Here is a 12,325-nt window from a genome sequence, read left to right as displayed (position 1 = left end):
TGGCGAGGCTTGCTGTTGGCCTCCGGCGTGGCATGATAGTCTTGCGAAATATGGGGCGAGAGGGATGTTATGGCGGTTTCCCGTTTTCTGATCGGCGGCATTGCGAGCGCTTTGCTGCTCACCGGCGGGGTCTTCCTGTGGAAAGGGCATACGCAGATCGCGGAGGAAGAGGTTCTTCCCGAACCGCCGCCGGTGATGGCCGCGATTCCGGTTGCCGGAGCGGGCGCGCCGAAGCGTGGGCCGGCGCCGCCCGCGCTGCCTGCCGCGAAAGAGGCGTCGCGTGAAGAACGGCGCTTCAATCGCTTCGACCGCGATCGCAATGATCGGATCAGCCGCGTGGAGTTGATGTCGTCGCGGACTGCGGCGTTTCGCAAACTCGACAAGGACGGCAATAATCTGCTGACCTTCGAGGAATGGGCCGCGGCGACGGGGCAGCGCTTTGCCGGGGCCGATGGCGACAAGTCAGGCGATTTGACGCGCGCGGAGTTTGCGACGACGGCGCCGAAACCGGCGGTTAAGCCGAAGTGTAATTGCTGATCGGCTTCGTCATTGCGAGCGTAGCGAAGCAATTCAGAGCGGTTTAAGCCACCCTAGATTGCCGCGTCGCCTTTGGCTCCTCGCAATGACGATTGAGAGTTAGACGACGCCGCCGTCCGCCGTCTTCATCCACTCCGCCAGCGAGGCACCCGCGCGCGCGGTATAGCCCAGCTTGCGGTCCTTCTTGCGCACATCCTCGGCCAGCGGCGGGAAGAGGCCGAAGTTGACGTTCATCGGCTGGTAGCTCGCGGCGTCGGCGCCGCCGGTGATATGGCCGAGCAGCGCGCCGAGCGCGGTGTCGGCTGGCGGCGGCGACAAATTGCGTCCGCTGAGTTCAGCTACGGCAAAGCGCGCCGCGATCAGGCCGATGGCGGCGCTTTCGACATAGCCCTCGCACCCGGTGATCTGTCCGGCGAAGCGGATATGCGGCGCCGATTTGAGCCGCAGCTGCGCGTCGAGCAATTCGGGCGAACGGATGAAGCTGTTGCGGTGCAGCCCGCCGAGGCGCGCGAACTCGGCCTTTTCGAGGCCGGGGATGGTGCGGAACAGTTCGACCTGTGCGGCGTGCTTCAGCTTGGTCTGGAAACCGACCATGTTCCACAGCGTCCCGAGCGCATTATCCTGCCGCAGCTGGACGACCGCATAGGGCCAGCGCCCGGTGCGCGGATTGTCTAGCCCGACGCCCTTCATCGGGCCGAAGCGCAGGGTTTCGGGGCCGCGTTCGGCCATCACCTCGATCGGCATGCAGCCTTCGAAATAGGGGGTGTTGGTCTCCCATTCCTTGAATTCGGTCTTCTCGCCATCGACCAGCCCCTGAACGAAGGCGTGATATTGGTCCTTGTCCATCGGGCAGTTGATATAATCCTTGCCGTCGCCGATCGGCCCGACCTTGTCCCAGCGGCTCGCCATCCACGCGATGTCCATATCGACGCTGTCGCGGTAAACGATGGGGGCGATGGCATCAAAAAAGGCGAGTGCGTCCTTGCCGGTCGCGGCGCCGATGCTCGACGCGAGGCCCGCAGCGGTGAGCGGGCCGGTGGCGACGATCGTCAGCCCGTCGGTGGGAAGCGTGTCGATGCGTTCGCGGACGATGGTGATGTTGGGGTGTTCTGAAAGCGCGCGGGTCACGCCGCCCGAGAAAAGGTCGCGGTCGACCGCGAGCGCGGAGCCCGCGGGCACCTTGTGGAGATCGGCCTCGCGCATGATGATCGAGCCCAGCGACCGCATCTCGCGGTGAAGCAGGCCGACGGCATTGCTGTCGCCATCGTCGCTGCGAAAGCTGTTCGAGCAGACCATTTCGGCGAGCGTGTCGCCCTGATGCGCGGGGGTCATGTCGCCGCCGCCGCGCATTTCGGACAGGCGGACGCGATAGCCCGCCTCGGCGAGTTGCCATGCCGCTTCCGATCCGGCGAGGCCGCCGCCGATGATATGCACTTGATAGTCGGTCATTTGTCGTTTCCGTTGACATGCGCGCGATCCGCGGCGAGCAAAGGCATCGGCTCGCGGAGCACAGGGGATGGCAGCCTCTGGCATGTCGCGCGGGATAAGCAAAGGGGTGGGTGATGAACGGTGGGCTGAATTGGGATCGCGCGCGCTGGCTGTGGTTCGCGGCGCTGGCCGGCGGGATCAGCTATTTCTTCGCGGTGCGGCAAGGCCTGGACGGGTCGGCAATCCATTTGTGGAAGGCGACGGGCGTCGGCTTGCTGGCGGTGTGGGCGGCGGCAAATGCGCGCTGCACCGATGGCCGCTTGATCGCCGCGGTGATGGCGTTTGGCGCACTGGGCGACTGGGCACTCGATGCCATGGGGATGATCGAGGGCGCGGCGGCTTTCGCGGTGGGGCATTTGATCGCGATCTACCTCTATTTGCGCAATCGTCGGCCGCGTTTGACGCCATCGCAGAAGATATTAGCGGTGGCGCTGGTGCCGCTGGCGCTTGTCATCGTCTGGGGTATGGCGCGTGGCGCCGAGCCGTCGCTGGTGAAGGCCGCTATCGGCTATACCGCGATTGTCGCGGCGATGGCGGCGGCGGCGTGGATCAGCCGTTTTCCGCGCTATCGCGCCGGCATCGGTGCGATGCTGTTCCTTGCGAGCGACCTGTTCATTTTCGCAGGCGAAGGCGGGGCGCTGTCGAAGGGCGTCACCGGCTGGCTGGTCTGGCCGCTCTATTTCGGCGGGCAGGCGCTGATCGCTTGGGGTGTTGTCAGCACGCTGTCGCGCGAGGCCGAGGGTGGGGCGACCCTGCTTCGCCGATGACAGGGTAAACATAGGATGCTAATCATTTTGGCAGAGGCTTTCGGAGCGCGCTGTCATGATGAATTTCCCGGGTTTCGAAAGGCTTGCGGGCAAGCGGATATTGGTCGTTGGCGGCAGTTCGGGCATCGGGCTCGCCGTCGCGCAAAGCGCCGCACATTATGGGGCGCTGGTCACGCTGGCGGGCCGCGATGCTGACAAAGCGAACGCCGCTGCGGCGTCGTGCTGTGCGGGCGCGATTGGCGTGGCGCTTGAGATGACCGATGAGGATGCTGTTGCCGCCTTTTTTGCGGGCGGCGAGCCTTTCGATCATGTTGTCGTCACTGCGGCGCAGTTGCGGTCGGGAAAGGTCCGCGATCTGCCGGTCGAAACGGCGCGCGCGACCTTTGATTCCAAATTTTGGGGTTCGTATCTGATCGCCCGCTATGCGCGGATCGCCGACGATGGCTCGATCGTGCTGACGTCGGGCGCGGCGGCGCGGCGTCCGCGCGCGGGGCGGGGACCCGTGGTCGCAGCGAGTGCGGCGGTCGAGGTGCTGACCAAAGTGCTCGCGGCTGAATTCGCGCCGATCCGTGTCAATTGCATCGCGCCGGGGCTTGTCGATACGCCGATGCTACGTGCCGCGCGCGACCCGGCGAGCGCGCCACCGCCGCAACCCGTGGCGCGGGTTGCCGACCCGATGGAAATTGCATTTCAGATATTGGCGTGCCTGGTGAGCCCCTTCATGACCGGCACGGTGGTCGACATCGACGGGGGACTGTCGCTGACCTGAAAGCTCAGCCGTCCCAAGCCGCGATCGTCGTGCGGTGGAGCAGGCGGTCGTGGCCGTCATAGCCGCCGGTCGCGCGGTGGAGGACCGAGCGATTGTCCCACATGATGAGCATGTTCGGTTCCCATGCGTGGCTGTACCGGAACTCCTCGCGCCCCTGCCATTGCAGCAGCTCGTAAAGCAAAGGCAGCGCCTCTTCATCGGCCATGCCCTCGATCCCGATAATATAGCCGGCGCAGCCGAACAGGCCTTCGCGCCCGGTTTCGGGATGCTGGCGGAGGAAGGGGTGGGTTTGCGTTGCCAGCGCCGCTTCGCCTGATTTGATATCCATGCTGCGGCCCTTGTCGTTCGCGCCATACATGCCCGTGGGGGCATAGCCGCCGCGGGCGCTGTGGATCGCGTTGCGGCCCTCTATCTTTGCGCGCAATTCGGGCGGCATCGCGCCCAACGCAGCGTGCTGGTTCGAAAAATCGGTGTTGCCGCCAACGGGCGGGATGGTGATCCCGAACAGGCAGGTTCCGGCGGGCGGTCGCGCCTGAAAACTCCAGTCGCTGTGCCAGTTTTCGGCGAACAGCGGCGAGGTTTCGTCGGCGCGGCGCTTCACCGCGATGACGTGACTGCGGCCGGGGATAGGCGCGATAAATGGATCGTCGCCGAAGCCGCCGAAATAGCCGGTGAAACGCTCAAGATCGTCGTCGCTCATCGCCTGATCGGGAAAGGCGAGGACATGATGGTCGAGCCATGAGGCGCGGATTTCGGCGACGGTGGCGGGATCGAGCGGCTGGGTGAGGTCGACGCCGCTGGCGCGCGCGCCGCACGCCTGACCGCTGGGGGTGATGTGGATCGTCATGATGCGATGCTGCGCCGATCGGGGGATGGCGTCAATTGGGAGCGGTGGTTTTCGGACGCAAGGCGAGCTGTCATTTCTCGTCACGCCGGCTCAAGTGAATGCTGCTAGTATTAATCGCGGACGCTTGATGCCGTGCCGAAAGACCTGAAACGGCAATTCGTTAAGAAGCCAAAGCTATGTTCAGGAAATTTAAGCCGATCACAGCAAGGTTGCCATGTTTATTGCCTATGACGACATTACACAGCGTATTCCGGAACCTCCTGAATGGTGGCTTCTGGGTGTACCGCGCTATTCTCAATTCCATCCACATGATGCCTCTGTTTACGGTTCGCAGGTCGCGTTGGTCCGCGCTCGTTGTCAGTTTTGTCATGCCATATTCGACGTTGCGGAATTTCCTGGCCATATCGACCTTCGTGACCAGTTGGCTTTATATGGTGATTTGTTCGTGGGTGATCCCCCCAGCCATAACGGGTGTATCGGAGAGGCTATGCAGTCCGAAACGCTTCAGGTTCTGGAGTTTTGGGTCAAAGAGTCTTTTGATTGGCAGAGGCTCAACAAGTTTGAGCGACTTTTGCCCGATGCAGAAGGATATGATGGTGGTTCAATATCAGTGATGTCGCGCGTGGCGGATGCTGGTCTGAGCGACGAGTTCGAAAGAAGCCATCGCCAGAAGGACGAGGCGGCGCTGAGAAAAATTCTATCAGACGCAGGCGTGGAAAATTTCACGCACATCGCGCGCCTCTTGCTTGCCATCGATAGAAGGAAGCAACTGCTACACTTGGCTGCCGAGCAGACGGCGTTTTCTTACTCTTCTGTGGCTGCGAAGTCTGCCGAGCTGCCACGAAGACGGAAGATGGAATGGATATGGCCTCTCATTTCGAGACGCTAAGCTCGTCAGCTATTCATCGGGCTTGGCATGAAAGTGTATAGGCAGCTTCCTGCGTCAAAGAAGACAAACCTTCTTAGCCTATTGTGTCAGAATTAATCCTGCGTCCGTCGCCGGACCGCCAGTAAGTCGGAGGGCGAAAAGGAATTGCGAAGCGTTAATCGCGCTTTTGCAGCCCAATTACCGCGTGGATCGGCAGTTCGGCGTAGAGGTGCGGGAAGAGCGCGCCGCCGCGTGCCTCTTCCCAGCGGATCGCGTCGCCGAGGAGGATCAGGTCCACCTCGGCGATCATGAGGCCGGTCTGGCCCGCGAAATGCCTGGCCAGCGTCGCGTCGAGCTGTTCGCCCGTCGACAGGTGGATATAGCCGTCGGCGATATCCACCGGTGCGCCGCGAAACACGCGTTCGCGCTCGAAATCGGCCCATTGTTGTGCAGTCAGCACCTTATAGGCCGTCGAGGCGGTCATTCGGCGGTACCGTCGGTTGCGGTTTCGGTTCCCGCTTCGGTCGCGGTGACTTCGGTTTCCGCGCCTTCGGTTTCGACGATTTCCGCCTCTTCCTCGTCGCTTTCCTCGATCAGCGCGGCCGACACGACATGTTCGTCCTTGGCGACGTCGAACAGGCGTACGCCCGCCGAACCGCGGCCGATGACGCGCATCGAATCGAGGCCCATGCGGATCAGTTTCGCCTGATCGGTGACGAGCATCAGCTGATGTGTCTTGGTAGCGGGGAAGCTCGCCACGACCGGCCCGTTACGGCCGATATTGTCGATGTTGGTGATCCCCTGACCACCGCGACCGGTGCGGCGATATTCATAGGCCGACGACAATTTGCCATAGCCGTTGGAGCAGATGGTCAGGATGAACTGTTCGCGCGCGGCGAGTTCGGCCATCCGCTCGCCATCGAGCGTCGGTTCGTTTTCATTTTCCTTCCACGGCGCAGCGCGCAGATAGGCCTCGCGCTCGTCGCCGGTGGTGCCGACGCGGTGGAGGATCGATAGCGAAATCACCTCGTCGCCATCGCTCAGCCGCATTCCGCGCACGCCGGTCGAATTGCGGCTCTGGAATTCGCGGACGTCGTCGCCGGCGAAGCGGATCGCCTTACCTTGGCGCGTCGCGAGCAGCACATCGTCGCTCTCGTCGAGCAGGGCGACGCCGATCAAGCGATCATCCTCATCCTCACCTTCGAACTTCATCGCGATTTTGCCGTTCGTCGGAACGTTGGTGAACGAATCCATGCTGTTACGACGCACGCTGCCCTTGGCGGTGGCGAACATGACGTGGAGCTTGCCCCATTCTGCCTCATCCTCGGGCAGCGGAAGGACGGTCGAGATCGTCTCATCCTTGCCGAGTGGCAGCAGGTTGACCATCGGGCGTCCGCGCGTAGCGGGGCCGCCTTCGGGCAGGCGCCATACTTTCATCCGGTACACTTTACCAAGGGTCGAGAAGAAGAGCACCGGGGTGTGCGTCGAGGTGACGAACAATTCGGTGACGACATCCTCGTCCTTCGTCGCCATGCCTGCGCGGCCCTTGCCGCCGCGGCGCTGGGCGCGGAAAGTGTCGAGCGGGGTGCGCTTGATATAGCCGTCGAGGGTGACGGTGACGACCATCTCCTCGCGCTCGATCAGATCCTCGTCGTCGATGCCGTCGGCGGCGGGGGCGAGGAGGGTGCGGCGCGGAGTGGCGAATTCGTCGCGCACCGCGATCAGTTCTTCGCGCATCACGGCGATCAGCTTGTTGCGGTCGGCGAGGATACTCAACAGCTCCTCAATCTCATCCGCCAGCTCTTTGAGTTCCTTACCGATATCGTCGCGGCCAAGGGCCGTAAGACGATGCAGGCGCAGGTCGAGGATGGCCTTCACCTGCGTTTCGGACAGGCGATAGGTGGCGCTGTCCTCCATCTCGCCCTCGATCGCTTCGACGAGGCGGATATAGGGAGCGATGTCGCCGACCGGCCACTCGCGCGTCAACAATGCGTCGCGCGCCGCAGCGGGCGATGAAGATCCACGGATGATGCGGACGACTTCGTCGAGGTTCGACACCGCGACGACAAGGCCGAGCAAGATGTGCGCGCGGTCGCGTGCCTTGGCGAGTTCGAACTTGCAGCGGCGGGTAATCACTTCCTCGCGGAAGGTGATGAACGCCTCGAGGATCGTCTTCAGCCCCATCATTTCGGGGCGGCCGCCGCGGATCGCCAGCATATTGGCGGGGAAGGACGACTGCGCCGGGGTGTGGCGCCACAATTGGTTGAGCACGACCTCGGCGGTCGCGTCCCGCTTCAACTCGACGACGACGCGGACACCCTCGCGATTCGATTCATCGCGGATGTCGGCGACGCCTTCGATCCGCTTGTCGCGCGCGGCTTCGGCGATTTTCTCGACCAGCCCCGATTTGCCGACCTGGAAGGGGATCGAGGTGAGCACGATCGACTGGCGGTCGTTGCGTCCTTCTTCGATGATATGCGTCGCGCGTACCATCACCGAACCGCGTCCGGTGGCATAGGCGTTGCGGGCGCCGCCCTGACCCAGCATCATCGCGCCGGTCGGGAAATCGGGGCCGGGGACGATTGCCATCAACTCGTCGAGGGTGATTTCGGGATTGTCGATCGTTGCGAGCGTCGCGTTGATCACTTCGCCGAGATTGTGCGGCGGGATGTTGGTCGCCATGCCGACCGCGATGCCGCCCGCGCCGTTGACCAGCAGGTTCGGGTAGCGTGCGGGGAGAACCTGCGGCTCCTGACGGCTGGCGTCATAGTTGGGCTGGAAGTCGACGGTGTCCTTGTCGAGATCGCCGAGCAGGGTCATCGCGACCTTGGCGAGGCGCGCTTCCGTGTAACGCATCGAGGCCGGCGGATCGGGGTCCATCGAGCCGAAATTGCCCTGACCGTCGATCAGCGGAGCACGCATCGACCAGTCTTGCGTCATGCGCGCGAGCGCGTCGTAGATCGAGCTGTCGCCGTGCGGGTGATAGTTACCCATGACGTCACCGACGATCTTCGCCGATTTCTTATATGGACGGCCGGGGACAAAGCCGCCTTCCTGCGCCGAATAGAGGATGCGGCGGTGGACGGGCTTCAAGCCGTCGCGCACGTCGGGCAGCGCGCGGCTGACGATCACGCTCATCGCGTAATCGAGGTAAGATGTCTTCATTTCGTCGACGATGTTGATCGACGAAATGCCGTCTTCCGACGGCGGCAAATTCACATTTTCTTCGGTCAAGACCCGGCCTTTTTTTTGTCTTTCGGGAGATGTTTTTTTCCTAGCCGATAGGGACCGCGAAGGCCAGCGATTCGCGCGATTTTTGGCCAGATTTTTCCTGTTCGGGGCGCGTCGGAAACCGCGCGCACCGGGGCGTGCAAATCGTGGCGCTTTTGGGCCGTCCTGCCGCAATTTCGCGGCTTGCCAATCGCCTCTTCGCCCCTAAAGGTCGGCGGCGATGACCGTTTTTTCGTCCGGTGCCCGCCGATGGCCCTGATCGCGCTGATCGGCGCCAGCGAAACGCTGCCCGATGGCAGCTTGCGCGCGCTCGTCACCGTGGCGGGGGAGACGCTGATCGAGCGGCAGGCGGCGCGGCTTGCGGACGTTGGCGTGACCCATATCGCGGTTGCGGTGGGCGCGGTTCCCGCGGAACTGCTCGCGACCTGTGACCGTATCCGAAGGCGCGGCATACGGGTGACGTCTGTGCGCGTCGCGGGCGACCTGATGAACATGGTCGAAAGCGACGACCGGATCATTTTGGTGGCCGACGGGCTGCGCGCTAGCGGCACGCATTATGCGGCCATTGCGCGGCCCGGGTCGCCCGCGATCCTCGTTACCGGCGACACGATGCTGACCCAGGGGTTCGAGCGGATCGACGCGACGCGGCGCTGGGGCGGGCTCGCCTGCATTTCGGACAAGATGGTCGCCGACCTTGCGGCGATGCCGGGCGAATGGGACATGATGCTGACGCTGCTGCGCCTTGCGGTACAGGCGGGTGCGCGGCGGCTTTATTGCGAGCCGGCCCTGTTCGAGCAAGGTGAGATTGCGATCGTTACCGACCGCCCGACCGCGGCGCTGATCGAGCAATCGAGCCTGCAACAGGTGGAATATGGCGGGATGGGGCTCGGTCGGTCGGCGATCATGATGCCGCTCATCCGGCTGGCCGGACCGTTGCTCGTGAAGTCTCCGAATACTGCGCGCTATCTGCCTTATATTACGGCATTCTTGTGGATCATTGTCGCGTTGCTCGCGGCGAGCGGGCTCGCGGCGGCCGGGGCGCTGATCGCCGTCTTTGGTGGCCTTGGCCTCGCGGGGATGCGCTTCCTCTCGGCATTTCGCGCCGAAAGCGCGGCGCAGGACCGCGCGCGCGCGGTGATCCGCACCTTTGCCTGGGGGCTACTCGCGATTTTCCCCTGGCTGCTGTCGCTCGCGGGGCCCGCACACAAGATGCCGCCCTTTTCGGAGGCCGCGCTCGCGCCGTGTCTGGCCGCAGCGATCCTTCTCGCGCGCTGGCTTTATGAAGATTCGGGAGAGAGAAGGCGTTTCCACTGGCTGCTTCCCGACGCCGATCAGGCGTGGATATTGCTCGCGCCCGCGCTGTTGTTCGGCTTTGCGCCGTTGATGTTCGCGATCCTGCCGTTGCTCGCGTTGCTGCAAATCCTGCTCTGGGTGCGCCTCGCACGGCGACCGGAATCCCGGTAAAACAAAGCGCTTCAAGGTTTAAGGCCTATTAACGTCATGCTGTTATTGGCGAATACGCATGGCTGAATTCTCCTCCTTGCCCGGCATCGACTTGCCGTCGCCGACGCTGTCGGCGCGTCTGCGCGAGCTTGCCGATTATCTGGCGGCGCCTGCGGCCGGGCGACTGACCGAGGAGCAACGCGCGCTTTCGCTGGGCATTGCAGGTCGGCTCATCACCGATGTTGCGGCACGGCTCGATTCGGCGATCGATACGGGGGCGCTGTGGCGCGACTGGCTGGCGGACGGGCTGCCCGGTCCCGAACGCTTCGCGGCGGCCTGTTTTGCGCGTGCCGAGGAACATCGCTGGCGCGAACAATCCGCGCAGCAGAACGGTCCGCCCGAGATGCTCCCCCGCGAACCCGCAGGGGCAAGCGACGAAGAACTGACCGTCCGCGAGCCATTGTCCGCAGCTGATCAGGCCTATTTGACGCTGCAAATCGCCGACCGCCGCCGTTTCGACGCGCTCGGTCACCCGGCACTGGGCATCGCCGACCTCGATCCCATGATATTTCGCGCGCTGCTTCACGACATTGCGGCGTGGCGCCTCGGCCAGATCAGCCAGGATCATCGCCGCGCTGCCGCGCTCGGCGAAGCGGTGCGCGCGGCGCTGGACCGCCACGCCGACGAGCGTGGCATCGATGCCGCTGCCAAGGCCTATCATGATATGCTCGCGGAGTGCGGTGCATTGTTCGACACGGCGGCGACGGCAATCGCGCGGCACGACTGGCCGGTGCTGATCGCGCTGGCTGCCGCCGCGTTGCACCGCAGCTATGGTGATATGACGCTGGCCTTGCTGACGGCGGATACCGCCGCCTTGCCGTCGCTGTTCGCGCCGTTGCGGCTCGACCGGATCGCGCTTGCGCCGCTCGAGGCGTCGCTTGCGATGCTTTCGGCGCGCGCTGTCGCGGGTCAAGGTGACGGAAAATGAGAAGCGAGCACATCATACACGGCCGCATCGACCGAGCGGGCCTGCTCATCAGCGCCGATGCGCCCTTGCTGCGCCTGCAGCAGCGCGCGGGCGCGGGGCTCGGCAAACCGCTGGCGCTGCCGCATCTGGCGCGGCTCGTCGCGCTGGCCCAGCGACTGCAGACCGACCTTAGTCGCCCGCTCCATGCGGCCGACGATCATAGCGATGTGCATGCTCTCGTCCGCATCATCCCCGATTCCGATGGCGCGAATGTCGAAATCAGCGATTGGCGCACGCGTCCGGTCGCTCAGCCGCTCATGCCGGCGCTGGCCGCGACGAGCGTGACGCCGCAAAGCTGGACGTGGGAATGCGATCAGCAATTGCGCATGGTCGCACTGCGTGCCGGAGCCGAGGCGCCGCCGATTCCCGAAGAGTGGGAAGGACAGTCGCTGTCCGAACTCTTCGAACTGCAGCCCGACGAGGATGGCCGTTTTCCGGTGCTGCGCGCTTTGGCGCGGCAGATAGGCTTTGATGGGCAGCGCGTGCGCGCCGATGGCCCTGCCGCCCGGGTTTCGATGGTGGTTTCGGGCGAGGCATTGTTCGATGCGACGGCGCGCTTCACTGGCTTTCGTGGTGTTGCGGAACCGACGGACGAGCCGGTGGAGGCCCATCCGCCCCAAGTGCTGGTTGATCCAGCGTTCGGCTCCTTGCCGCTGTCCGACCCGATTTTCGGGAGGCGGATCGATGGCGCGCTGCGCGGACCGCTCAGTCGCATCATCGCGACGGCTGAGACGATTTCGGGCCAGTTCGACGGCCCGATCCGCGCCGACTATGCGCGCTATGCGGGTGATATCGCGCATGCGGGGCGCCATTTGCTCGGTCTGGTCGACGATCTGGCCGATCTTCAGAATATAGAACGGCCCGGGTTCAAGGCGGCGCAGGATGAAATCGACCTCGGCGACCTTGCGCGCCGTGCGGTAGGTCTGCTCGGCATGAAGGCGGAGGAAAAGGGTATTCGCATCGATGCGCCGCGCACCGACGACCAGATGCCCGCGACCGGTGAATTTCGCCGCGTGCTGCAGGTCCTGCTCAACTTGCTGGGCAATGCGATCCGCTATTCGCCCGAAAATTCGATGATCTGGATCCGCGTCGACCGCGAGGGAGACCGGGCGATGGTGACCGTCGCCGATCAGGGACAAGGGATCGACCCGGAGCAACAGGCGGTCGTGTTCGAGAAATTCGAGCGGCTGGGCCGCACCGACAGCGGCGGATCTGGGCTCGGCCTCTATATCGCCCGCCGCCTGGCGCGTGCGATGGACGGCGACCTGACGGTGGACAGCGCGCCGGGGCAAGGCGCGCGCTTTACGCTGAGTTTGCCTGCACGGGCTATCTGAATCGAAACGGCGGC

The 12,325-nt window shown here is 64.0% G+C and carries 11 protein-coding genes; 7 read left to right on the top strand and 4 right to left on the bottom strand.

The annotated features are described in order from the left end of the window. Nucleotides 1-69: 69 nt before the first annotated feature. A complete protein-coding gene (locus CDQ91_RS03665) occupies nucleotides 70-537 on the top strand; it encodes an EF-hand domain-containing protein (protein WP_088471305.1) in 468 nt (155 codons plus the stop codon). Nucleotides 538-636: 99 nt separating this feature from the next. On the opposite strand, the gene trmFO is transcribed toward CDQ91_RS03665, so the two are convergent. Continuing rightward, nucleotides 637-1,986, bottom strand: coding sequence for a methylenetetrahydrofolate--tRNA-(uracil(54)-C(5))-methyltransferase (FADH(2)-oxidizing) TrmFO (trmFO, locus tag CDQ91_RS03660; protein WP_088471304.1), 1,350 nt, complete (start codon nucleotides 1,984-1,986; stop codon nucleotides 637-639). 113 nt (nucleotides 1,987-2,099) lie between these two features. Here trmFO and CDQ91_RS03655 point away from each other — a divergent pair, with 113 nt between their 5' ends. Both CDQ91_RS03655 and CDQ91_RS03650 read left to right on the top strand, forming a co-directional pair. Then, nucleotides 2,100-2,792: a lysoplasmalogenase gene (locus CDQ91_RS03655; protein WP_088471303.1), complete on the top strand. Its 693-nt coding sequence runs from the start codon at nucleotides 2,100-2,102 to the stop codon at nucleotides 2,790-2,792. 55 nt (nucleotides 2,793-2,847) lie between these two features. Next, entirely contained in the window at nucleotides 2,848-3,561 is a 714-nt protein-coding gene (locus CDQ91_RS03650) for an SDR family oxidoreductase (protein WP_201791852.1), read from the top strand. Between the two features lie 4 nt (nucleotides 3,562-3,565). Here the strand turns inward: CDQ91_RS03650 and CDQ91_RS03645 are convergent, their stop codons facing one another. After that, entirely contained in the window at nucleotides 3,566-4,408 is an 843-nt protein-coding gene (locus CDQ91_RS03645; protein ID WP_088471302.1) for a TauD/TfdA dioxygenase family protein, read from the bottom strand. 214 nt (nucleotides 4,409-4,622) lie between these two features. Between CDQ91_RS03645 and CDQ91_RS20935 the strand changes: the two genes are divergently transcribed. Beyond that, complete coding sequence (locus CDQ91_RS20935; RefSeq protein WP_144036678.1) at nucleotides 4,623-5,297, top strand: hypothetical protein; 675 nt, start codon at nucleotides 4,623-4,625, stop codon at nucleotides 5,295-5,297. A 154-nt stretch (nucleotides 5,298-5,451) separates the two neighbouring features. On the opposite strand, the gene CDQ91_RS03630 is transcribed toward CDQ91_RS20935, so the two are convergent. Continuing rightward, complete coding sequence (locus tag CDQ91_RS03630; protein WP_088471299.1) at nucleotides 5,452-5,760, bottom strand: DUF952 domain-containing protein; 309 nt, start codon at nucleotides 5,758-5,760, stop codon at nucleotides 5,452-5,454. Then, entirely contained in the window at nucleotides 5,757-8,441 is a 2,685-nt protein-coding gene (gene gyrA, locus CDQ91_RS03625) for a DNA gyrase subunit A (RefSeq protein ID WP_419722540.1), read from the bottom strand. The genes CDQ91_RS03630 and gyrA overlap by 4 nt, the downstream gene beginning before the upstream one ends. Before the next feature lie 315 nt (nucleotides 8,442-8,756). On the opposite strand from gyrA, the gene CDQ91_RS03620 reads away from it, so the two are divergent. From CDQ91_RS03620 to CDQ91_RS03610, 3 genes are read left to right on the top strand one after another with little or no spacing between them, the layout of a single operon-like run. Further along, nucleotides 8,757-9,971 (top strand): nucleotidyltransferase family protein, encoded by a 1,215-nt coding sequence (locus CDQ91_RS03620; RefSeq protein WP_088471298.1) that lies wholly within the window; start codon nucleotides 8,757-8,759, stop codon nucleotides 9,969-9,971. A 58-nt stretch (nucleotides 9,972-10,029) separates the two neighbouring features. Then, entirely contained in the window at nucleotides 10,030-10,938 is a 909-nt protein-coding gene (locus tag CDQ91_RS03615) for a hypothetical protein (protein WP_088471297.1), read from the top strand. Beyond that, nucleotides 10,935-12,311: a sensor histidine kinase gene (locus CDQ91_RS03610; protein ID WP_088471296.1), complete on the top strand. Its 1,377-nt coding sequence runs from the start codon at nucleotides 10,935-10,937 to the stop codon at nucleotides 12,309-12,311. The genes CDQ91_RS03615 and CDQ91_RS03610 overlap by 4 nt, the downstream gene beginning before the upstream one ends. Nucleotides 12,312-12,325: the final 14 nt, after the last annotated feature.

It is taken from the genome of Sphingopyxis witflariensis (genome assembly GCF_002205635.1).
Lineage (GTDB): Bacteria > Pseudomonadota > Alphaproteobacteria > Sphingomonadales > Sphingomonadaceae > Sphingopyxis > Sphingopyxis witflariensis.
The sequence above is the reverse complement of the archived record's forward strand: the minus strand, read 5'-3'. Positions and strand labels throughout refer to the sequence as shown.